Below are 21407 nucleotides of genomic sequence, written 5' to 3' on the forward strand. Positions count from 1 at the left end.
GTTGGACATGTTTGATAAAACACAGAAGGTTCTAGTTATTAGCGGTCATGCAGCAGACTATGTATGGCGTGCTGGCGGTACAATTGCCAAATACCTTAATCATGGAGCAGAAGTGAAGGTTGTCGTGCTTAGCATGGGTGTAAGGGGTGAGTCCAATGACCTGTGGGACCAGCCAAACCAGACATATGAGAATGTCAGGAAAATCCGGAAATCGGAATCCATGGCAGCAGCTGAGTGCCTTGGAGTGAAGGATATCGAATTCTGGGATTTTGAAGACTACTATATGGATCTTGAATCTGAAGAAAGGATCACCAGGCTAGCAAAACTCATCCGGGATTTTGAGCCCTACCACATCATCACCCACGGTGAGCTTGACCTCCTGAATCCTGACCATGACGCTGTGAATAAATTTGTATTTAAGGCAAGTGTCCTGGCCATCTCCAATGGGGTACCCATCGAAGGGAGCAAAACTTCCAAGCAGACAAGGATCTTTGGTTTTGAACCTCATCAATCGGAAATTTGCAACTTCAAGCCTGAAGTCATCATCGACATTACTGAAACCATCGAGAAGAAAGAGGCTGCAATGAACTGTTTTAAGGCCCAGAAACACCTCATAGAATACTACGGAATGAAGGCTTTTATTCGGGGTAATCATGCTAGGCGACTTTCCGGAAGCAAGCAGTATAAGTTTGCAGAATCTTTCACAAGAAGATTTCCCTATGTTGGTGAGTGGCTTGTCTAGGAGAAGCAAATGAAAAAGTTTATCTTGGGGTTTATCGGATTCGGAGAGGCATCTTTCTCAATTGCAAAAGGGTTGCATGAGAGTTCAAAACCTGAAGTGGTGGCTTATGATGTAATGGCAGGAGTTATGCCAATAGTCAAACAGAGGGCAGAAGAAACCCAAGTGAGGCTTCTTCCTTCATTGGCTAGCCTGATAGATGCTTCTGATGTGATTCTTTGCGCTACCAGCGCGAAATATGCACTGTCAATTGCAAAAGAAGCTGCACCTTTTCTGAAAGAGGGCAAAATCTATTCGGATCTAAACTCGGCATCGCCAAACGTGAAGAAAGAGATAGCTGGACTTGTTGATGGCACAGGAGCATTGTTTGCAGATTCTGCTGTAATGGAGATTGTTCCCCCTTACAAGCATAAGGTTCCGATAGCTGTAAGTGGATCAGGTGCGAGGCTCTATGCAGAGATGTTGAATTCGATAGGAATGAATATCACCTACATCAATGACCAGGCTGGAAGCTCTTCAGCAATGAAGATGTTCAGAAGCGTATTCATGAAAGGCTTCACCTCTCTTATGCTTGAAACGTTTCTTGCATCCCAGAAGATGGGGGTCTGTGACCAAGTATTGGAGTCAATATCGAATACCTTGCAACAAAACTCTGTCGAAATGCTGGCAAACCTTCTTATTAACAGGACTGCTGTGGGATATGAGCGAAGGATCAGCGAGATGGAAGACGTAGTTTCCACCTTGGAAGATCTGAACATAGCCCCATATGCATCACTCGCCACTATTGAACGGTTAACGTGGATGGGATCGATACAGCTCAAAGAGCATCTCAACGGTATTGTCCCGAAAGATTTTCATGAAGTACTGGATCTGGCATTGGAATTGTCAAATTAGGTTCTATAAAAAAGGAGAAACAGAATGAAAAGAGCGATCGCATTGGTGAGTTTACTAGTATTGGCTAGTTCTCTTGCATTGTTTGCAGCAGGAACAGGGGAAGCTCCAGCTTCAACGAAGGCTGCACTTGGCTACCCAAAAAGAGCCATTGAAATGGTGGTTCCGTTTGGGCCCGGCGGAAGTGCTGACCTCATGGCTAGAACTGTCGCACAGTTGATGAACAAGATTACCGAAAAGCCTGTTAACGTAGTCAATAAAGCTGGTGGTGGAAGCATCACAGGCATGATGTATGCCTTTGAGCAGCCTGCTGATGGGTATACCCTGCTTGAAATTACCCCTTCAGTTCCAATAATTGAGGCACAGAAGACAGCACCTATCAATTTCAGTGAGAATTTCATCCCGATCGGAAATTTCCAGATTGATATTCAGTCTTTTGCCATTCTCAAGAAAAATCCAAAGTTCTCCAATCTTGACGAAATGCTGGCGTATGCCAAAAAGAACCCCGGTAAGGTAACGATCGGTGGAACCTCACCTGGTGGTCTTGATGACTACATGGCTCAGGGTTTTGCTGATGCAGCAGGGATTAAGCTTCTCTATATTCCTTACAACTCAGCAGCAGAGACCAAATCTGCCCTGCTAGGTGGTGAGATTGATATCTATCAGGATAAGCTGATCTCCTTCCTTCAGATGCTCCAATCAGATTCAGTTGTTCCTATTGTCACTTTATATGACAGAAGGCTCTCTGAAGTTGATGAGATGAAGAATGTTCCCTGTACTGTGGAAAAGGGAATCAATTTTACCCAAGGATCATGGAGAGGGTATGCGGTCAAGAAAGGTACGCCCAAGGAAATCGTGGACTATCTGGAAAATCTCTTGAAACAGGTCTATGACAGTCCTGAATACAAAGCCTCAGCAGCCCAGGATCGTTCTGACATCATCCCAGGTTACATTAATGCAGAAGCGTACGGAAAGTTGTGGAACTCTGAACTTGCCGGGTTCAAGAAGATCTTTAGTAAGTAATTGTAAGCATCAAAGGTCCGGTACCCTCGGGTACCGGATGTATGGAGGGTCCCATGGAACTTGTTTTTGATCTCTTCCTTGTAGCTCTGTTCTCTGGTTTTCTCTTCATGAGCCAAAGCATAACAGAGAAGTCCATTTCAAACGATTATTTCGGATCAAGAGGGTTTCCCGAGATGGTTGCAATTGTGGCGATAGTGCTATTGGTTGGAATCATAGCCAAAACCCTTGTTGCCAGAAACAAAGCTGGATATGTCAAGCCTCAAAAAGTACAGATGGAAGAAGGGTATCGAAAGATATATATTCGGGTTTTATCACTAATAATGCTTCTTTTTGTCTATATCGTTCTTCTGAAGAGCCTTGGATTCGTCCTTGAAACGGTTCTGTTCATATTTTTGGCACTTACTATCCTTGGATACAAAAAATACCCTATCTCAGTACTCTTTTCAGTGGCATTTACAGCCATACTGGTCATTGTCTTCGGAAGAGTTTTCTTCATAGCAATTCCTAGAGGAACAGGATTCCTCAGAGAAATAAGCTACTTCCTATTTTAACGAGGAGAAACCCATGTTCATGCAAGGTGTAATAAATGTATTTTCCCCCATGACGTTTCTGTTTGTCGTCCTGGGAACTGCCTGGGGCCTGATAGCAGGGGCTCTTCCTGGTTTGAGTGCTTCCATGGCTGTTATCCTGATGCTTCCGTTTACCTATGGTATGGGCGGGATACAGAGTGTTATCGTCCTAGTAGCCGTCTATGTTGGGTCGATGTGTGGTGGGTCATTTTCCGCTATCTTGTTGAAGACTCCAGGGACTCCCAGTGCCGTAGCTACTACCTTCGATGGTTACCCTATGGCTATGAAAGGGGAGGCTGCAAAAGCCATTGGAATCTCAATCACGGGTTCTGCCTTTGGTGGTATCTTCTCCGGTATAATGATGGTGAGTTTTGCCAGTATCCTAGCAATTTGGGCCTTGAAATTTCAGAGTGCTGAATTTTTCGCATTATCGTTGCTTGGTCTGAGCTGTATTGCAAGCATCGGTTCGAAGGATCCCCTAAAAGCATTGGTATCAGCTTTGTTAGGCCTAATGGTTTCAACTGTTGGCCTCGATGCCATCGCCGGGGCAGAACGATTCACCTTTGGGCAATACTACCTGATGAATGGCATTGACTATATCCCTGTGATGATCGGAGCTTATGCACTTGCTGAAGTCTATCGGAATGTATTGACGAACAAGAAGGAAACCGTAGGCAAAGCCACTTCAGTAAAGGCTGAGTTTATTGGTATAAAGCATATAATCAAGTATTTCAGTATCTACATCAAGTCTTCAATTATTGGAACCATTGTAGGAATAATTCCTGCAGCGGGAGGCTCTATTGCAGCCTTGATAAGCTATGGAGAGGCCGTACGATCAAGCAAACATCCTGAACGATTCGGTGAAGGGGCTGAAGAAGGCGTCATTGCCAGTGAGACGGCAAACAATGCTGCAGTTGGTGGTTCCCTTGTTCCGACCCTTGTGTTGGGCATCCCTGGAGGAAACGTTGCGGCAATCCTGTTGGCAGCCTTCACCATGCACGGCTTGATCCCTGGCCCGATGCTTCTGAAATCCCAACCAGAAATGCTCTATAGCATTCTTGTGGGTGTGATTGTTTCATCCTTGTTGCTATTCGTGGTAGGCAAGTTTGTTTCTGTGCAGTTTTCTAAGATAACAAGGCTTCCTTACTCGTTTATGGCGACGATTATCATCGTGTTGGGGTTGGTAGGATCCTATTCATTGAAGAACAATATCTACGATGTATTCGTCATGTTCTTCTTCAGTTTTCTTGGATTCTATTTTGAGAAGTTCCACTATTCCACATCCTCCTTCATCCTCGGAATTGTACTTGGTCCAATTTGTGAGAATGGGCTTCGTAAGCAGCTGATCATATCAGGTGGAAACTGGTCGACCTTCTTCACTCGTCCCATCTCCTTGATTGTCATCATATTGAGTATTCTCTCTTTTGCTACTCCTTTCATCAGAAGCTATCTACAGAAAAGGAAACAGGCGATTCACTAAAATTGTTGAATTAAATTGTTGAATAGCTAATAATCAAGAAATCACTTACCCTTTTTCTAGAGAGAAATACAATGAAGAAACGAGCGAATGAAATTGCATATGACTATATAAAGGCAAAGATTCTTGATGGAACATATCGTCCTGCAGAGAGGCTATTGGAAGCAAAACTTTCGGAAGACATAGGTGTAAGCCGGAATACTGTAAAAAAAGCCTTGCTGAAACTGGAGCAGGAGCAGCTCATTGAACTTACGACCAACAAAGGTGCTTCGATCAGATCTCTCGATATAGACGAAGTTATCCAATATATGGAGATTCGCGAAGAACTGGAAGCAAAAATCGCAAGGAGAGCTGCTGCAAATATTTCTGAAGAGGATACACTTGAATTGGAGAAAATTTTCAACACCATGAAAGATCTTTCCAGGGTGCATGACTATGAGGAATACAGCCGCAATAACAGGAAATTTCATAACATCATCTATGCAGCGTCAGGCAAGCCGATTCTTACGCAGTATTGCATGAACATAAAGACTCAGCTAAGCAGGTACCAATTCAAGACAATGCTGGTACCCCAGCGGTCCGACAATTCATTGCTGGAACATAATGCGATTCTCCAGTCGATGAAAGAGCATGATGCTGATGCTGCAGAGAAGGCCATTCGGGTTCATATGTCTAATTTGTTGACTACCATCATCAAGTACAAAAATTTGGTATTTTAAAGGAAATCGTATGGAACACTATTTTGCATTACCGCCTTTGGTAGACGATATCTATCTGGAAAAAGCCTCACAATTTGGTTCTGCCAACCTTTGTGACGGGATGAAAGGCCTAGGAATCCCAAACGACGGGTGTATGGAAGCCTCTATGCTCCCAGTTGATGAGAACCTGTCAATGGTGGGGACTGCTTGCACTGTAGAAACCCAAGATGGGGACAATTTCCCAATCCATGTTGCGATTTACCAAGGCAAGCCTGGGTATGTCCTTGTGGTTGATGGAAAGGGCTATATGGGGAAGGCCTATATGGGCGACCTCATGGGCGGAGCTGCGAAGGCCATTGGGTTTGAAGGTGTGGTCGTGGATGGATGTGTCAGGGACAGGCTAGGCCTCAAAGCTATGCAACTTCCAGTCTTCTCGAAGGGCATCATGCCTAGGGGACCAGGAAAGACTGGCCCTGGCAAAATCAATACAACCATTATGTGTGCCGGTATTACTGTACACCCAGGGGACCTTGTCGTCGGAGACTGTGATGGAGTTGCCGTTGTTCCAAGAGATCGCATAGAGGAAGTCCTCCAAGCTACACAAAAGAAAGTATCCTATGAGATTGATAGGCGAATTGCCATCTCCAAATATGAAGAATGTAGGAAAAACCATACTGAGCTTCCTAACCTTGCTCCCAGCTGGGTTACGGAGATGCTCAGCAAGCAGTGATCTGAGAAGGCCTTAGAATCTAGTTATGCTCTGAGACTTGCAGTCATCAGCTGCAGTCTCAGCAGGTATATCATCCTGGTGTATGTTGCCCCTCCTTTGGTTGATGCTACAGGAAACGTTAACTCCTCATAGAAACATCTATTCTAGCCATTATGTTTTGATCCCCAGAACCTGGAGGTACGTATGAGTGTTGCCCCTTTGAAGAAAAAGAACCTGGCACAAATCCTATTTGGTCCTGACGGTGATGTCGCAATGGACCCAATAGTACAGGCTCTGACGATAGCAAGTGGATTATTGATGTTGGGCAACATTGTGGTAAGTCCCTTATTGGTCGATTTGGCCGAAGTCTATAACGTCTCAGCCGTCCAGATGGGTTTGTTGATTACTACGTATAACGCACCAACTGTGCTATTGGTTATGTTCATCGGGGTTATGGCTGATAGGATAGGAAGAAAACCCCTGCTGGTTTTTGGGCTATTCCTTTTTGCGATTTCAGGTACTGCCATAGGGGGCTTCTCGACTTTCAGAGCCACCATTGTGTTGCGAATCTTTCAGGGGATTGGGTTCGCCTGCTCAACGCCAATCATTACGGCAATCCTTGGTGATATGTACGATGGTGCCAAAGAGGCAACTGCTCAAGGCCTGCGAACTTCAGGAAATAATTTTGTAAGTATTGTAGCACCTGTGCTGGCATCAGTGTTGATTGGAATTAGTTGGAGGCTACCTTTTGTACTGTTTCTTTCGGTACTTCCTTTGGCTATATGGATTTGGGAGGTCGTCCCCTCCTCGCCAAAAGAGGCTGGGATTCCCCTATCATTATACTTGAAATCAATGCTGAAAACCTTGAAAGATCCCCAGATGCTTGCGGTAAATTTTACCGTTCTGTTTCGTTTTCTCTGTTATTTCAGCTTTTTAACCTATATTTCTTTTATTGGAAAACAGAATCTTGGAATGTCGACTTTTGCAGTTGGGCTTGTCATCGGAGGTAAATCAATTCTCTCCTTTTTAGGGTCGACACAGACCGGTAGGGCATCAAAGAAATTGCATTCTGCAGCATCTGCCATGATTGCATTCTTCTTGTCGGGTATCGGATTCTTTGTTATCGGGCTTGCTCCAAGTGTTTTTTCCTTAATATTGGGGTCTGCCTTATTCGGCATCGGGGATGGGTTCATCAATCCTATCCAAAAATCACAAATCAACGCGCTCTCTACCAAAGAGGTACGAGGTAGTGCAATTGCATTTTCAACAGGGGTTGGGAACCTAGGCAAGGCCTTGGCTCCAGGGCTTATGGCCCTAGTCCTATCCCAATTCGGAATTGCTGCAATCTTTACCTTTATGGGCATTCTCTCAGTTGCATCAGCTCTTCTAAACATAGGGCTTTGGATAGCCATGAGAGGAAAAACAAAGCGACAAAGCTGACCTCACCAGTAGTATGCGGTAAAGAAAGCCAAGTCGCGTTACAATCCTACTCCAGCTCAAAGACCCCAGTATAGAGCTTCTGGTACTGCCCCTGGTTCTCCATCAGCTGCTGGTGCGTACCCCGCTCGATGATTTCACCCTGCTCAAGTACCATGATGACATCGGCATTCCTGATGGTGGAAAGCCTGTGTGCGATGACAAAGACCGTCCTTCCTGCCATCAGGGCATCCATGCCCTTCTGCACGATCGCCTCTGTCCTTGTATCGATGCTGCTGGTTGCCTCATCGAGGATGAGCACCGGTGGGTTTGCCACAATCGCCCTGGCAATGGAGATGAGCTGCCGCTGCCCTTGGGAGAGGGAGGACCCGTCCCCGGCAAGCAGGGAGTCGTAGCCCTGGGGAAGCAGGTTGATGAAGGAGTCGGCATTTGCAAGCTTTGCAGCCTCGATGACCTCCTCATCGGTTGCATCCAGCCTTCCATAGCGGATGTTTTCCATCACCGTACCTGAGAAAAGGTTTACATCCTGCAATACCACACCCAAGGACCGTCTCAGGTCCCCCTTGCGGATCTTGTTGATGTTGATGCCGTCGTAGCGGATCTTCCCGTCAGCCAGGTCGTAGAAGCGGTTGATGAGGTTGGTTATGGTAGTCTTGCCTGCCCCTGTCGCCCCTACCAGAGCTATCTTGTGGGTAGGTCGGGCATAGAGGGAGACATCCTTCAGGACAAGCTTGTCAGCTGTATAGCCAAAGTCGACATTGAAGAACTGTACATAGCCTGAGAGCTTGGTATAGACCTCGCTTCCGCTCTTGTGTGGGTTCTTCCACGCCCAGAGGTTTGTCCTCTCCTGGGTTTCGACAAGCTGTCCCTGTTCGTCATAGGTTGCATTGACCAAGGTAACATAGCCTTCGTCCACCTCTGGCTTCTCGTCGAGCAAGGCAAAGATGCGCTTGGCTCCAGCAAGGGCCATGATGACTGAGTTGAGCTGCTGTGCCATCTGGTTGATGGGCATGTTGATGGTCCTGCTCAGCTGCAAAAAGGATGCTATTGCCCCAAGGGTGAGGGCTCCCACGCCATGGAGGGCAAGGGTACCTCCAGCTATGGCCACGAATACATACTGGATATAGCTGATGTTGCCCATGATCGGCATGAGGATGTTTGCAAACCTGTTGGCCTGGTTCGCGTTGTTGAACAGCTCATCATTGAGCTTGTCGAAGGCCTTCTTGGATTCCTGTTCATGGTTGAATACCTTCACCACCTTCTGGCCGTGGATCATCTCCTCGATGAACCCGTTGGTCTTGCCCAGCGATTTCTGCTGGTCCATGAAATACTTTCCGCTCTTCTTTGCAACCTTTGAGGAGATCATGAGCATCCCGGTCAGGGAGAAGATAACTACAATGGTCAGCTGCCAGCTGGTGAAGAGCATGGCAAAGAAGATTGCAACGACCGTGAGGGTGGAGGAGAAGATGTTCGGTATGCTCTGGGTCACCATCTGCCGAAGCGTATCGGTGTCGTTGGTGTAGAGGCTCATCAGGTCCCCATGTGAGTTGGTGTCAAAGAACCGGATGCTCAGATGCTGCATGTGGGCAAACATGTCATCCCTGATGGCCTTCAGCGCACTCTGGGCGATGGTGATCATAAGCCGGTTGTAGATGAAGGTGGTGATGACCCCCGCTGCATAGATGCTTCCCATCAGGGCCAGGGCCTTGAGCAAGCCTAGGAAAGAGGGGTTGGCCTGGGAGGAGAGGGGGACGATGAAGTCATCGATGAGTACCCTCAGAAAGAGGGAGCCCGCCACACCTGCCAAGGCACTGATGACAATGCACAGAAGGACGAGCACAAAGCGCTTCCTATAGGGGATGAAAATATAGTCAAGAAGACGGCGCATCGTGTTCTTGTCAAGTTTTGGTTTTCCTGGTTTTTTGGTATCTGCCATCATTATGCCTCTTCCCTGCTCTGGGAGTCGTAGATCTCTCTATACACTTCGCTGGTCTCAAGCAGTTGTGCATGAGTACCGATTGCCTGGATCTCCCCTTCGTCCAACACCACGATCTTGTCCGCATCCATGACAGAGTTGATCCTCTGGGCGATGATGATCTTGGTCGTATTCTTCAGCTCGTTCCTGAAGGAACGCCTGATATGGGCATCGGTCTTGGTATCGACTGCACTGGTGGAGTCGTCAAGGATGAGGATCTTGGGTTGCTTGAGGATGGAACGGGCAATGCTGAGCCGTTGCTTCTGACCCCCGGACAGGTTCGATCCATCCTGTTCGATGTAGGTGTCATACCCCTTGGGGAAACTACGGACGAAAGCGTCTGCCTGGGAAATCTTACATGCTGCGACAAGTTGTTCATCAGTTGCTTCAAGGTTTCCCCATCGGAGGTTCTCCTTGATGGTCCCGGAAAACAGGACGCTCTTCTGCAGCACGATGCTCACCGAATCCCTGAGGGCCTGGATCTGGTAGTCCCTCACGTCGACGCCACCTACCTTCAGGGAACCTGAGTAGACATCGTAGAGGCGGGGGATAAGCTGGACAAGAGAACTCTTTCCGCTACCGGTGGAACCGATGATACCCACCACCTCTCCGCTTGCGATATGCAAATTGATGTTCTTCAGGCAGAGCTTGTCCGCTGTCTTGGTATGGCTGAAGGAAACCGACTCGAAATCGAGGCTTCCATCGGCTATCGTCACCAAAGCCCCTTCCTTGTCGGTCAGGTCACTCTTCTCCGAGAGTACCTCCTCGATACGGAACGCGGAGGCCCGGCTCATGGTGATCATGACAAAGACCATGGAGAGCATCATCAGGCTCATGAGGATCTGGGATGTGTAGGTGATGAAACTCATCAACTGACCGGTGGTCATGCTGTTGCTGACAATGAGCCGTGCCCCCAGATAGGAGATGGCAAGGATGCTCAGGTACATGATGCCCTGCATGAGCGGGCTATTGAAGGCTATGATCTTCTCCGACTTGCTTGAATTCTGATAGATATCCTCGGAGACTGTTTTGAACTTCTCGGTCTCATACTCCTCCCGTACAAAGGATTTTACCACACGCACCCCCCGCACATTCTCCTGCACCACAGAATTGAGCTTGTCATATATCTTGAAGACTTTGACAAAGAGTGGGTAGGCATTCTTGATGATGAAATACATTCCCAATGCCAGAATGGGAAGGGCTACCAGGTAGACCAGGGCAAGGCGTGCATTGATTCTTGTTGCCATGAAGAAGCTGAAGGCCAGCATAAATGGGCTTCGTACCGCAATACGGATCAGCATCTGATAGGCACGCTGCACATTGGTGACATCGGTGGTCAGGCGTGTGATGAGGCTGGCGGAAGAGAAGGTATCTATATTTGAAAAGGAGAAGTCCTGGATTGTGTAGAACATCTTCCTTCTCACATTCCTGGAAAATCCGGATGATGCCAGGGCTGCGAAATAGCCGGAAAGGACTCCAAAGAAGAGTGCCACTACGGCACAACCAAGGAGGATGAGACCCCACTTCCAGATTGCATTGATGTTGCTGGCATCAATACCCTGGTCGATGAGATTGGCCATGAGGTAGGGGATGAGGACGTCCATCATCACCTCCATCACGACAAAAAGGGAGGTCAGGATTGCTGCGACCCGATAGCCTGCTGTCTGTTTGGTAAGGTTTTTTAGCATGATTGTTTCTCTCTACTCCAAATGCTTCTTGAGTTTTTCCGCAATGGTGAAGAACTGCTGCAGTTCCTCTTGGCTCAGGCTACTCTGGAGGTCCTGTTCGAATTCCTGGATGAAACCCAGGTTGTGTGTATGTTGCTGGTGGGCAGTTTCTGTGAGGGTCACCATGTTCTGCCTTGCATCGGTAGGGCTCGGGGAACGGGTTATCAGGCCGTTGTTCTCCATGAGCCGAAGGATGTTGGCAGCCGTGGAACCTCGGATGCCAAACTCGCTCTGGATCTCCCTCTGCGGGATGGAGGTACGCTTTGTACGGCCAAAAAGGCAGAGTATCTGGGCCTGCATCGGGGTGATGGGCTCTTGTCCCTGTTTTCGTATTCCCTCTTCAATCTTTCGTGAGAAGAGGTTGGTAAGAATTTTGAGTGTCATGCCGATACGGCGATTGCTCTGGTGCATGGCAACTGCATTTTTTGTTAGCATGCTAACGATAATAGTGAAGAAAGATTCTTTCGCATAGAGGTTGGGAAGAAAGAAACCCACAATATTTTTGCTTGCATCCCTTCACTATTGCTCTTCCCCTTTATCCAAATTGAGCTCCCAGGCGGGAGCTCAACAGAGGGAAAAGCAATGGATGGGATGGCTCAGGGGGAGTCTAGAGAAGGGCAGCGTAGGAGCTGAGCACCTCATCGCCCTCACAGCCATTGAGGACCTTGGTGGCAAGGACCTTGCCAAGCTGCACACCCTCCTGGTCGAAGCTGTTGAGGTTCCAGACAAAGCCCTGGAACATCACCTTATTCTCATAATGGGCAAGGAGGGCCCCGAGGGTGGCAGGGCCGAGCCTGTCAGCAAAGAGCAGGGAGGAGTAGCGGTTTCCCTCAAACTGCTTGTTGGGGTTTGCATCCTGCTTGCCCTGGGCAAAGGCCACTATCTGGGCAACCAGGTTGGCATTGAGCTTGGTCTGGCTGGACGAGCCTTCCACGATGATGTCCTTGCCATACTGGGAAGAGGAGAATCCGATGAACTGCAAGGGGATGGTGTCCGTCCCCTGGTGGAGGAGCTGGTAGAAGGAGTGCTGGCCATTGGTTCCTGGCTCCCCAAAGATGATGGGTCCTGAACTGTAGGCGAGTTTCTCCCCGCTTCGGTTCACATGCTTGCCATTGCTCTCCATGTCGAGCTGCTGCAGGTGTGCAGGGAAACGGGTGAGTGCCTGGGAGTAGGGAAGGATTGCCGTGGTGGGAAGCTTCAGGACGTTGCGAAGGTAGACCCCTATGAGGGCATCGGCCATGGCAGCATTCTTGGTGAGCTCCGGTTCAAGTGCGAGTAGGTCTGCCTCGTGGGCTCCCTGTAGAAGCTGTTCGAATACGGGATATCCGAAGGCCAGGGAGAGGACCACCGCCCCTACTGCGCTGGTGGAGCTGTAGCGACCGCCGATATAGTCATCGATGAAGAAGGCATCAAGCAGGGCCCCTGAGGAGGCCAAGGGACTTGTCTTGCTGGTAACTGCCACCATGTGTTTCTCTGCCACGATGCCCTTGATGCCACTTGCCTTAATGGCCTCGAGGACCAGGTCCCGGTTTGTGAGGGTCTCGAGGGTGGTACCGCTTTTGGAGACAAGAATGAAGAGGGTGGTCTCAAAATCCAGGCCTTCCAGTACTGCAGAGGCGTCATCGGGATCGACATTGCTGATGAAACGCCCTTCCAGAAGGGGAATATTTTCGGCCTTGCACCAACCCCTGAGGGCGAGGTAGAGGGCTCTTGGTCCAAGGTCACTTCCCCCGATGCCGATCTGCACCACGGTCTTGAAGGCCTTGCCTGTCGAACCAAGGAGCTTGCCTGATCGTATTTTTTCCGAAAAACCTTTGACCTTTGCAAGCACCTGCCTATAGAAATCGCCCTTGTCCTCCCCATCGGCAGTGACTGCATCGAGGACCTGTCCACGGGTCAGGTGGTGTAGGACCAGGCGCTTCTCCCCAGGGTTCATGATAGCCCCATTGAGCAAGGCGCGATATTTTGCGATGAGCTGTTGCTCGTCGGCAAGTTCCTGCAGGACTTCTAGGGTGTTGCCGTCAACAGGCATGGCTGCATAGCTGTAGGTAAGCCCTCCTGCTGCCTTGGCCTGGTAGTCGGCAATCCTCTGCTTGTTCAGAACCTCTGCAAGGTTCTTGGGCTGGAGGGTACTGAGTCTGGCATATGCATCTGTGGTGTCTAGATTCTTGAATTCCATGGGTTTCTCCTTATGCAAAAAACACCCCTCCATTGTAGTGGGAGGGGCTGGCGTGTGCAAGGTTCTTCTACTCTTCGATTTCTGGGATGCGGGTCTTGAAGCTCTCCTGCAGGTCCTCTTTGTTCATCCCTTCGCGGAGGATGACGAAGATGGTGTCATCACCTGCCAAGGTTCCCAGTATTTCGGGAAGGGCCAGCACATCGAGGGCAATGCCGACGCTGTTTGCGTGTCCTGGCCTGGTTTTTATGACGCCGAAGTTCCCTGAGAACTCGATGGAGAGGATTCCCCTCCTCACATCCTGTATATAGCTTTTTTCCGATTCGCTGATCAGGTCGTTGTCCGGCAATGCATAGTAGTAGCCAGACCATCCATCGGAGATCTTGCCGACCTTCAGCATCTTCAGGTCCCTGGAGAGGGTGGCTTGGGTAACGGTGAACCCTTCGGTCTTTAGCATATCAAGAAGAGCATCCTGGTTGTCGATCCGGTTGCTCTTGATAAGTTCCTTAACTACAGTAAGACGGTTATGTCGTTGCCTCATTGTTTGGCTTCTCCTGCCTTTTGTATATAATTGGATATTTATACGTTTTATACGAATAAAGATACAGTACTATCGCAAGCAATGCAAGATTGGATCTCCCTTTTTATTTGCACAATGCTTGACCGTGGTGCAAGAGTGTATCATGCTATTGGTACAGTAAAGGAGTTCTACATGGTAATTTTCCTGAGTATTCTAGCTATCGTTGTGGTGTTCGCCCTCTATTTCGTAGGTGTATATAACCGGCTGGTCAGGCTGAGAAACCAGGGTGAAGAGGCTGAATCGGCCATCGATGCCCACCTGAAGCAGCGCTACGACCTGGTCCCCAATCTCGTGGAGACCGTCAAAGGGTATGCCAAGCATGAGAGCAGCACCCTTACAGCAGTCATTGAGGCAAGGAACAAGGCGATGAGTGCCAGCGGCACCATAGAGAAGGATGAGGCCAACAAGGGTTTCTCCTCAACGCTGAAATCCCTGTTCGCACTTAGCGAAGCCTATCCTGACCTCAAGGCAAACCAGGGGTTCCTCGACCTGCAGAAACAGCTGCAGAAGATAGAGGAGCAGCTGCTGTCTGCACGCAAGTACTACAACGCCATCATCAAGCAGTTCAATACTGTCTGTGATGTATTTCCCTCCTCGATCGTCGCTTCCATGGCCAAGTTTGCAAAGAAACCCTACCTGACCATTGAGGAAGAGGCCCGAGCCCGTGTTGAGGTAAAGTTCTGATGACAAAAAGAAGAGCCCTGGTCCTGGTTCTGGTGCTGGTGACATGCTCGAGCCTGTTCGCCATAGACTATGTCTTTGACTCATACCATCTGGATTTGGCTGTCTCCCCAAGCAATGTCTATACGATACAAGAGGATATTGTTGCCAATTTCTCAACCCCCGGGCATGGTATTTACCGTGAGATTCCCATCCGGTTTGGAAAAAGGCGCGTAGCTTTGGACAATCTGCAGAGCAGCGATCCCATCATCCAGGATTCGGTCTCTTCTGACTATATTACCTTCCGCCTGGGATCGGCAGATACCACAGTCATTGGAAGGAAGGCCTATGCCATCAGCTATACCTACGATATTGGCTCCGATGACTACGCAGACTACGATGAGCTCTACTTCAACCTGGTGGGGCAGGGCTGGCAGAGTACCATCAAGGATTTTACCTTTGCCATCCATTTCCCCAAGCCGATCGACCCCTCCATGATCTCTCTTACCGGTGGCTCCTATGGGTCGACAGACCAAAGGGGGAGCTACACACTCTCCTCCGACAGGAAGACCCTGACAGGGAAGGCTGAGAACCTCGCCCCAGGACAAGCCCTCACCATCAGGGTCCAGATGGAACAAGGGTACTTTGTAGGGGCTACTGTCCATCGCGACTATACGGTTCCCCTCTCCATCCTTGTTGTGCTTGCAGGCCTTGTCACAAGCATCTTTGCCACCCGGCTCTTCAGACGGTATGGAAGGGAAGACCTGTTCGTTCCTGTTGTCCGTTTCGATCCCCCCGAGGGCTTTTCCCCCTTGGAAGTGGGCTATATTGCCGATGGTGTGGTCGACAACAAGGACCTGACATCCCTGTTCTTCTACTGGGCTGACAGCGGCTGCCTTACCATCACGGAAGAATCAGCAAAGAAGATTACCTTTACCCGCCTGAAGGAACCTGTCACCGACAAGAAGCACGAGCGTGAACTTTTTGATGCATTCTTTGCCTGTGGGGATGGGACCACCGTCACTCTCAAGCAGCTGGAGACGGAGAAGTTTGCCCAGGCGATGCAGAAGGCCAAGACCCAGACCCAGGCATATTTCAAGGGGGAGAGGAGGCTGAACGATCCTGTAGCAGAACGCAAGCGGGTTGCTCTCTTCCTCATGGCGGCAGCGATGGTGGTGGCCAATGCCATCGCATCGAGTATCAGCTACCTTGCAGGAGGGACTGTGGCACTGCTTGTCGTCGGGGCCTTCTCCATGGCAATGAGCGCCATCATAGCCTATCGGCTCACCACAAACTGGGAGATGCGAGGTCCTTTCTCAAAATTCATCAAGGTCGTGGCATTCGTTCTGGTCTGTATCGTAGCCTATGCAGCAGCCTTCATCATCGAGTACGGGGTAGTGGGAAATGGTGAGATCTATTCTCTCTTCATGTCCCTGTCTGTCGTGTTCTTCCCCTCCTATCTTGGTTTCCTGGGGGTGGTGAGTGCAAAGCGCAGTACCTATGCAACCAGGATGCTGGAACAGACCATCGGCTATCGGGACTTCATCCGCGAGGTCGAGGTAGAGAAGCTCAAACTGATGATCGACAGCGATCCCACCCTCTTCTACCATGTGCTCGGCTATGCGATCGTGCTGGGTCTGGAGGAGAAGTGGGCGAAGAAATTCTCTACCATCACCCTCGACCCTCCCACCTGGTACTATGGGCAGAACCTTGCATTCAATGCGCTGTTCTACAGCTCTCTGTCGCATAGGATCCACGCAAACGTCATGGAGCATACGATCTATGCCCAGGCCAGGAGCGGTGCCTCGGGCGGTGTGCGTTCCTCCTTTGGGGGAAGCGGCTTCAGCGGAGGTGGCTTTGGTGGCGGCGGAGGCGGGGCATGGTAGAGAAAAAGCAGATCAAGCCGGGTTGGTACCGGCATTTCAAGGGTGGCCTCTATGAGGTCATCGATACGGTAATCGATAGCGAGAGCCTCCAGACGATGGTGCTCTACCGTCCGGAGAACTCCACTGACCTCTGGGTACGCCCCTACGATATGTTCCTCGAGACGGTTTCCAAGGATGGGTTTCCCATCCCAAGGTTCTCTCCTTTGCAGAAAGGATAGGGGAACACAAAAAAACGGAGCCGAAAGGCTCCGTTCCCATTACTGAATCTTTTGAGCGAAACTTCTCTACCTTAGTTACGGTAGTTGTTGTGTGTTGGGCGAGGTTTTGCAATTGCTTCGTTCACACGAAGGTTGCGACCACCCAGGTCTGTGCCATCGAGCTGGGAGATTGCAGCGTCTGCAGCTGTGTCCTCTTCCATCTCTACGAAAGCGAACCCCTTGGGGCGGCGGGTTTCGCGGTCAATGATGATATTGGCACTAAGTACGGTTCCGTACTGTGCAAACAGGTCCCGAAGTTCTTCTTCGGAGGTGTTGTAACTCATGTTACCAACATAGATTTTCTTTGCCATTAAAGCATCCTTCACAGGCATTGCCTGTCTAATACAATACTTGCTCTATTTGGCGCAGTCTTGAGCTTTTACCTGTCTGTAGGAGCGATTCAGTAACGCACTTGAAGGATCTAGATAACGGACCAGCTGCAACACAAAAACTAAAGCTGATTAACGGTAGCATGAGCCTGTATGCCTGTCAATTATTCTATTCAGGGTTTTTTTGACATTCCAACGCTTCTGCTCTACTTGCAATTCTTTGTGCATGCCTGCATGATACTTGACATGAATAGCAATATTGTCGGATTACTAGTTTCCTTCGCCTTTCTTGGGGCCGTCATCGTGTTTGCCTTTGTCCTGGGAAAGCGCACAAGCATAAGCAGTGAGACCATGCGTAAGATCATCCATATTGGGGTATCCAATTGGTGGTTCATCGAAATCACCTATTTCACGACACTTGCCTATGCTCTTGTCGGGCCTATCTTCTTCATCATTGTCAACAGCCTCTTTACCTTCAGAGATTGGGGCAAGTACATTGGTATGGACGATAGGAAGCGCAACTATGGCCTGATCTATTTCCCGGTAACCCTGTTGCTGCTGGTTATAGCGCAGTACCAGGGCCTGCTCTCTCTCCTTTCCTGCAGCGTCGGGGTGTTGGTCATGGGCTATGGGGATGGCCTTGCTGCCCTCATAGGGAAAAAATGGGGCAAACGGAAGCTGAACATCCCCTCAGGTGGCAAGACCTCCCTTGGGACCATGGTGATGTTCCTGGTGAGTTTTCTCATCACCTTCTTGGCCTTGCTCTCCACTACGCTCACCCTCGGGACGGTTGTTGGGGTGGCTTTGCTTGTGGGATTGGTCTCCGCAGTCGTTGAGGCGATCACCCCATTGGGGTTGGACAACATTACCGTCCCCTTGCTCGCTGCGTTTCTTGTAGGGGTTTTCGTATGAATCTTGTCCCTAACTCAGGATCCTTCACAGCGATGTTCGACCAGTGGTTTTTTGCCGGACCCTACCCAGTGCTCCTGCTTGCCCTCTTGATGCTGGTGATCGCCCTTGTCTCCTACGTTGTCAGGCAGCTGACAGCCAGCGGTGCCGTCGCCGCCTTCCTGGTCGGGTTTGGCACGACCTATCTGCTGGGTTTTGGCGCCCTTGCACTGCTTATGCTGTTTTTCCTCGCTGCAGGGGTTCTGAGCAAGATTGCCAAAAGAAGGTCCAAGGTGGATGCACTGAAGATCCAGGCAAAGGGAAGCCGTAGGGATGGGATGCAGGTCTTTGCCAATGGGGGTATGGCCCTTGTAGCGGCTGTCCTGTACTACTTCTCCCCCTCCATGGTCGTCCTGGTCATGTTTGGTGCCAGCATTGCAGAGGCGGCCAGTGATACCTTCGCCGGTGAGGTAGGGATCCTCTCAAAGACAAAGCCTGTCTCCATCATCACCGGTCGGCCAATGAAACCTGGGCTCTCGGGGGCTGTCAGCGCGCTGGGCAGCCTTGCAGGGCTTCTGGGCTCGGCCCTCATCGCCCTCTCATGGATGGGCAACTTTCTTCCCTTGACAGCCAAGGGTTTTGCCTACGCTTCAGTTGTCGCAGTAAGTGGGTTCTTTGGATGCCTCATGGACAGCGTCCTTGGCGCAACGGTACAGGCCCACTACTACAACAAGGAGAGCGATTCACTTACCGAACACCCTCTCCTCAACGGGGAGAAACTTCCTTTGGTACGCGGCTTTGGCTGGATTGACAACGACCTGGTAAACCTGATGAGCAATGTGATAGCCACGCTCCTGGCCGCTTCGCTTGCCCTTGTTGTGGGATAAAGTGCATTTGGCACTTGCTTCTCCGCTTTTTTCTTTGTATCTTACATCTCGGTGGGATTGAATATGGCCCTCCGGTATATTTTAGACCACATATTCTTAAGTGAGGATATATAGTATGGCAAAACAATTGCAGTTCAACGAAGAGGCACGCAAGTCTTTAGTGGCAGGTGTTGAAAAGATTTCCCGTGCAGTGATGTCAACCCTCGGTCCCAAGGGACGGTTGGTTGTGATTGACAAGAAGTTCGGTGCTCCTACCGTAACCAAGGACGGAGTCTCAGTCGCCCGTGAAGTAGAATTGGAAGATCCGTTTGAAAACATGGGTGCCCAGCTTCTTAAGGAAGTTGCAACAAAAACCAATGACGTTGCTGGTGATGGAACCACCACTGCTACTGTTCTTGCTTGGTCTATCACCAAGGAAGGAATGAAGAGTGTTGCAGCGGGTGTCAACCCCATGGGTATTCGCCGTGGTATCGACAAGGCAGTGGCCGATGCTGTCGTGGAGATCAAGAAACAGGCGAAGATGATCAAGGACAAGGAAGAGATCGCACAGGTCGCATCCATCAGCGCCAACAACGACCGCACCATCGGCGACGAGATCGCCAATGCAATGGAGAAGGTCGGGCTCGATGGTGTCATCACCGTTGAGGAGTCCAAGACCATCGAGACCACCACTGACTTTGTGGAAGGCATGCAGTTTGACCGCGGATACCTGTCCGCCTACTTCTGCAACAACCGCGACACCATGACCACCGTCATGGATGACCCCTTCATCCTTATCTACGACAAGAAGATCTCCAACATGAAGGAGCTGCTTCCTATCCTTGAGAAGATTGCCCAGACCAGCAAGCCCCTGCTCATCATTGCAGAGGATGTTGATGGCGAAGCCCTTGCTACCCTGGTAGTGAACAGCGTACGGGGAATTCTCAATGTAGTTGCTGTCAAGGCTCCTGGCTTTGGCGATCGCCGCAAGGCAATGCTCGAGGATATCGCAGTGCTCACCGGTGGTGAGGTCATCAGCGAAGAACTCGGCCTGAAGCTTGAGAACGCAGACCTCTCCCAGCTCGGAAGGGCCAAGAGCGTCAAGGTTGAGAAAGAGAATACCACCATCATCAATGGCAATGGCAAACAGTCTGACATCAAGGATCGCATCGCCCAGATCAAGGTGCAGATTGGTGATACCACCAGTGACTATGACCGCGAGAAGCTGCAGGAAAGACTTGCCAAGCTCGCCGGCGGCGTCGCTGTACTCAACGTTGGTGCTGCAACTGAGGTCGAGCTCAAGGAAAAGAAACATAGAGTCGAGGATGCCCTCAGTGCAACCCGAGCAGCCATCGAGGAGGGAGTAATCCCCGGCGGTGGTGTGGCTCTGATCCAGGCTGCCAAGGCCCTTGGCGAATATGACCTCTCCAAGCTGACTGAGGATGAGAGGATCGGATACAAGATTGTACGCCGTGCTCTTGAGGAGCCCATCCGCCAGATTGCAGCGAATGCAGGTCTTGACGGTTCCCTGATCGCTGACAAGTGCAAGCACGAGTCAGTTGGCATGGGCTTCGATGCCGATCAGATGCAGTGGGTGAACATGTTCGAGAGAGGAATCATCGATCCTGTGAAGGTCACCCGCAGTGCACTGCAGAATGCAGCATCCATTGCAGCTCTGATCCTAACCACAGAGTGTGCCATTGCAGACATCCCAGCTCCAGCAGCACCCTCCATGGGTGGTGGCGGAGACGGCATGGGCGGCATGATGTAAGGTCTAAGAGTGCAAAAGGCCGCAAGGAAGTAATTCTTTGCGGCCTTCTTCGTGTCTATCGCATGCTCAAGGATACAGATGGTAAAACTTGACTACCATAGCTTGAACATGCTACTTTAATCGGTACTTGGAAAATTGGATGGAAAGTGAACTTCTTCCCAGTTTCCTGTAATCCGATTTTCTATCAAAGTGAGGATATATCCATGTTGTCATTTCTAAGTGCATTGGCTGCCCCTGAGGCCTCTGGAGCAGCAAGCTCAACCGGTTCCATGATGACCACGTTCGTAACGTTCGGGCTCATCATCGTCATTTTCTACTTCCTGATCATTCGCCCACAGAAGAAGCGAGACAAGGATACCAAGGAAATGCTCTCTTCCATCAAGAAAGGCGATAAGGTAGTCTCTATTGGAGGAATCCATGGGACTGTGATTACCGTCAAGGAAACCTCTGTGGTTGTGAAGGTGGATGATAACACCCGTCTTGAATTTTCCAGAAGTGCCATCAGCAGCATCGTCAACCGCAAGGCTGAGACCGCTACGGCTTCCAACAAGAAAAACAAGAAAGACGCCCAAGTAGAACAGGTCGCTGCCCCCGAGACAGAAGAGGCAACCGTTGTGGAAGCTGTAGCCGAGAAGGCCCCAGTCTCCAACAAGAAGAAGACCAAGAAGGAATCTGCCACTGATGCGACCGTTGTCGAGACGGCCCCCGAATCTGACGCTAAAAACTAAACTATAGAGACAATCTGGAGA

Annotated in this window: 21 protein-coding genes; 15 read left to right on the forward strand and 6 right to left on the reverse strand. The window is 49.9% G+C overall.

Features of this window, described 5'->3' with window-relative positions; genetic code table 11:
* Positions 1-7: 7 nt before the first annotated feature.
* The 8 genes from ROJ03_RS08940 to ROJ03_RS08975 all read left to right on the forward strand — a co-directional run bounded on the left by ROJ03_RS08940 (position 8) and on the right by ROJ03_RS08975 (position 7546).
* The gene (locus ROJ03_RS08940) at positions 8-742 is read left to right on the forward strand and encodes a PIG-L deacetylase family protein (RefSeq protein WP_313726688.1); all 735 of its coding nucleotides are present in this window, start codon (positions 8-10) and stop codon (positions 740-742) included.
* A 9-nt stretch (positions 743-751) separates the two neighbouring features.
* Positions 752-1633 (forward strand): DUF1932 domain-containing protein, encoded by an 882-nt coding sequence (locus ROJ03_RS08945; RefSeq protein ID WP_313726689.1) that lies wholly within the window; start codon positions 752-754, stop codon positions 1631-1633.
* 24 nt (positions 1634-1657) lie between these two features.
* A complete protein-coding gene (locus tag ROJ03_RS08950; RefSeq protein ID WP_313726690.1) occupies positions 1658-2653 on the forward strand; it encodes a tripartite tricarboxylate transporter substrate binding protein in 996 nt (331 codons plus the stop codon).
* A gap of 53 nt (positions 2654-2706) precedes the next feature.
* Positions 2707-3204, forward strand: coding sequence for a tripartite tricarboxylate transporter TctB family protein (locus ROJ03_RS08955; RefSeq protein ID WP_313726691.1), 498 nt, complete (start codon positions 2707-2709; stop codon positions 3202-3204).
* 19 nt (positions 3205-3223) lie between these two features.
* Positions 3224-4702: a tripartite tricarboxylate transporter permease gene (locus ROJ03_RS08960; RefSeq protein ID WP_313726692.1), complete on the forward strand. Its 1479-nt coding sequence runs from the start codon at positions 3224-3226 to the stop codon at positions 4700-4702.
* A 71-nt stretch (positions 4703-4773) separates the two neighbouring features.
* A complete protein-coding gene (locus ROJ03_RS08965; RefSeq protein ID WP_313726693.1) occupies positions 4774-5418 on the forward strand; it encodes a GntR family transcriptional regulator in 645 nt (214 codons plus the stop codon).
* A 10-nt stretch (positions 5419-5428) separates the two neighbouring features.
* Positions 5429-6127: an RraA family protein gene (locus ROJ03_RS08970; RefSeq protein ID WP_313726694.1), complete on the forward strand. Its 699-nt coding sequence runs from the start codon at positions 5429-5431 to the stop codon at positions 6125-6127.
* Between the two features lie 183 nt (positions 6128-6310).
* Positions 6311-7546 (forward strand): MFS transporter, encoded by a 1236-nt coding sequence (locus tag ROJ03_RS08975; RefSeq protein WP_313726695.1) that lies wholly within the window; start codon positions 6311-6313, stop codon positions 7544-7546.
* A gap of 46 nt (positions 7547-7592) precedes the next feature.
* Here the strand turns inward: ROJ03_RS08975 and ROJ03_RS08980 are convergent, their stop codons facing one another.
* The 5 genes from ROJ03_RS08980 to ROJ03_RS09000 form a co-directional block, all read right to left on the reverse strand.
* A complete protein-coding gene (locus tag ROJ03_RS08980) occupies positions 7593-9485 on the reverse strand; it encodes an ABC transporter ATP-binding protein (RefSeq protein ID WP_409530494.1) in 1893 nt (630 codons plus the stop codon).
* Entirely contained in the window at positions 9482-11206 is a 1725-nt protein-coding gene (locus ROJ03_RS08985) for an ABC transporter ATP-binding protein (protein ID WP_313726697.1), read from the reverse strand. The genes ROJ03_RS08980 and ROJ03_RS08985 overlap by 4 nt, the downstream gene beginning before the upstream one ends.
* Before the next feature lie 12 nt (positions 11207-11218).
* Positions 11219-11680: a MarR family winged helix-turn-helix transcriptional regulator gene (locus tag ROJ03_RS08990; RefSeq protein ID WP_313726698.1), complete on the reverse strand. Its 462-nt coding sequence runs from the start codon at positions 11678-11680 to the stop codon at positions 11219-11221.
* A 172-nt stretch (positions 11681-11852) separates the two neighbouring features.
* Complete coding sequence (locus ROJ03_RS08995) at positions 11853-13424, reverse strand: glucose-6-phosphate isomerase (protein ID WP_313726699.1); 1572 nt, start codon at positions 13422-13424, stop codon at positions 11853-11855.
* A gap of 67 nt (positions 13425-13491) precedes the next feature.
* Entirely contained in the window at positions 13492-13962 is a 471-nt protein-coding gene (locus tag ROJ03_RS09000) for an ArgR family transcriptional regulator (protein WP_313726700.1), read from the reverse strand.
* A 171-nt stretch (positions 13963-14133) separates the two neighbouring features.
* Here ROJ03_RS09000 and ROJ03_RS09005 point away from each other — a divergent pair, with 171 nt between their 5' ends.
* The 3 genes from ROJ03_RS09005 to ROJ03_RS09015 are packed head-to-tail and all read left to right on the forward strand — an operon-like array spanning position 14134 to position 16765.
* Complete coding sequence (locus tag ROJ03_RS09005) at positions 14134-14685, forward strand: LemA family protein (RefSeq protein WP_313726701.1); 552 nt, start codon at positions 14134-14136, stop codon at positions 14683-14685.
* A complete protein-coding gene (locus ROJ03_RS09010) occupies positions 14685-16547 on the forward strand; it encodes a DUF2207 domain-containing protein (RefSeq protein ID WP_313726702.1) in 1863 nt (620 codons plus the stop codon). Before ROJ03_RS09005 ends, ROJ03_RS09010 begins: the two co-directional genes overlap by 1 nt.
* Positions 16541-16765 carry a DUF1653 domain-containing protein gene (locus tag ROJ03_RS09015; RefSeq protein ID WP_313726703.1) on the forward strand — a complete coding sequence of 75 codons (225 nt, stop codon included), beginning with the start codon at positions 16541-16543 and terminating at the stop codon, positions 16763-16765. Before ROJ03_RS09010 ends, ROJ03_RS09015 begins: the two co-directional genes overlap by 7 nt.
* Positions 16766-16836: 71 nt before the next feature.
* Here ROJ03_RS09015 and ROJ03_RS09020 read toward each other — a convergent pair whose 3' ends face one another.
* On the reverse strand, positions 16837-17115 hold the full coding sequence (locus ROJ03_RS09020; RefSeq protein ID WP_313726704.1) for an RNA-binding protein: 279 nt from the start codon (positions 17113-17115) through the stop codon (positions 16837-16839).
* A 264-nt stretch (positions 17116-17379) separates the two neighbouring features.
* Here ROJ03_RS09020 and ROJ03_RS09025 point away from each other — a divergent pair, with 264 nt between their 5' ends.
* From ROJ03_RS09025 to yajC, 4 genes are all read left to right on the forward strand, one after another.
* Complete coding sequence (locus ROJ03_RS09025; RefSeq protein ID WP_313726705.1) at positions 17380-18045, forward strand: hypothetical protein; 666 nt, start codon at positions 17380-17382, stop codon at positions 18043-18045.
* Positions 18042-18908, forward strand: a complete 867-nt coding sequence (locus ROJ03_RS09030; RefSeq protein ID WP_313726706.1) for a DUF92 domain-containing protein — start codon at positions 18042-18044, stop codon at positions 18906-18908. Before ROJ03_RS09025 ends, ROJ03_RS09030 begins: the two co-directional genes overlap by 4 nt.
* 115 nt (positions 18909-19023) lie before the next feature.
* Positions 19024-20658 carry a chaperonin GroEL gene (gene groL, locus ROJ03_RS09035; RefSeq protein ID WP_313726707.1) on the forward strand — a complete coding sequence of 545 codons (1635 nt, stop codon included), beginning with the start codon at positions 19024-19026 and terminating at the stop codon, positions 20656-20658.
* Between the two features lie 203 nt (positions 20659-20861).
* A complete protein-coding gene (gene yajC, locus ROJ03_RS09040) occupies positions 20862-21386 on the forward strand; it encodes a preprotein translocase subunit YajC (RefSeq protein ID WP_313726708.1) in 525 nt (174 codons plus the stop codon).
* Positions 21387-21407: the final 21 nt, after the last annotated feature.

It is taken from the genome of Sphaerochaeta sp. PS (assembly GCF_032144095.1).
Lineage (GTDB): Bacteria > Spirochaetota > Spirochaetia > Sphaerochaetales > Sphaerochaetaceae > Sphaerochaeta.

Bases quoted from the DNA above. Each gene is read 5' to 3' on its own strand.
- ROJ03_RS08940 (WP_313726688.1), top strand. From the start codon at position 8: ATGTTTGATAAAACACAGAAGGTTCTAGTTATTAGCGGTCATGCAGCA.
- ROJ03_RS08945 (WP_313726689.1), top strand. From the start codon at position 752: ATGAAAAAGTTTATCTTGGGGTTTATCGGATTCGGAGAGGCATCTTTC.
- ROJ03_RS08950 (WP_313726690.1), top strand. From the start codon at position 1,658: ATGAAAAGAGCGATCGCATTGGTGAGTTTACTAGTATTGGCTAGTTCT.
- ROJ03_RS08955 (WP_313726691.1), top strand. From the start codon at position 2,707: ATGGAACTTGTTTTTGATCTCTTCCTTGTAGCTCTGTTCTCTGGTTTT.
- ROJ03_RS08960 (WP_313726692.1), top strand. From the start codon at position 3,224: ATGCAAGGTGTAATAAATGTATTTTCCCCCATGACGTTTCTGTTTGTC.
- ROJ03_RS08965 (WP_313726693.1), top strand. From the start codon at position 4,774: ATGAAGAAACGAGCGAATGAAATTGCATATGACTATATAAAGGCAAAG.
- ROJ03_RS08970 (WP_313726694.1), top strand. From the start codon at position 5,429: ATGGAACACTATTTTGCATTACCGCCTTTGGTAGACGATATCTATCTG.
- ROJ03_RS08975 (WP_313726695.1), top strand. From the start codon at position 6,311: ATGAGTGTTGCCCCTTTGAAGAAAAAGAACCTGGCACAAATCCTATTT.
- ROJ03_RS08985 (WP_313726697.1), bottom strand. From the start codon at position 11,206: ATGCTAAAAAACCTTACCAAACAGACAGCAGGCTATCGGGTCGCAGCA.
- ROJ03_RS08990 (WP_313726698.1), bottom strand. From the start codon at position 11,680: ATGCTAACAAAAAATGCAGTTGCCATGCACCAGAGCAATCGCCGTATC.
- ROJ03_RS08995 (WP_313726699.1), bottom strand. From the start codon at position 13,424: ATGGAATTCAAGAATCTAGACACCACAGATGCATATGCCAGACTCAGT.
- ROJ03_RS09000 (WP_313726700.1), bottom strand. From the start codon at position 13,962: ATGAGGCAACGACATAACCGTCTTACTGTAGTTAAGGAACTTATCAAG.
- ROJ03_RS09005 (WP_313726701.1), top strand. From the start codon at position 14,134: ATGGTAATTTTCCTGAGTATTCTAGCTATCGTTGTGGTGTTCGCCCTC.
- ROJ03_RS09010 (WP_313726702.1), top strand. From the start codon at position 14,685: ATGACAAAAAGAAGAGCCCTGGTCCTGGTTCTGGTGCTGGTGACATGC.
- ROJ03_RS09015 (WP_313726703.1), top strand. From the start codon at position 16,541: ATGGTAGAGAAAAAGCAGATCAAGCCGGGTTGGTACCGGCATTTCAAG.
- ROJ03_RS09020 (WP_313726704.1), bottom strand. From the start codon at position 17,115: ATGGCAAAGAAAATCTATGTTGGTAACATGAGTTACAACACCTCCGAA.
- ROJ03_RS09025 (WP_313726705.1), top strand. From the start codon at position 17,380: ATGAATAGCAATATTGTCGGATTACTAGTTTCCTTCGCCTTTCTTGGG.
- ROJ03_RS09030 (WP_313726706.1), top strand. From the start codon at position 18,042: ATGAATCTTGTCCCTAACTCAGGATCCTTCACAGCGATGTTCGACCAG.
- groL (WP_313726707.1), top strand. From the start codon at position 19,024: ATGGCAAAACAATTGCAGTTCAACGAAGAGGCACGCAAGTCTTTAGTG.
- yajC (WP_313726708.1), top strand. From the start codon at position 20,862: ATGTTGTCATTTCTAAGTGCATTGGCTGCCCCTGAGGCCTCTGGAGCA.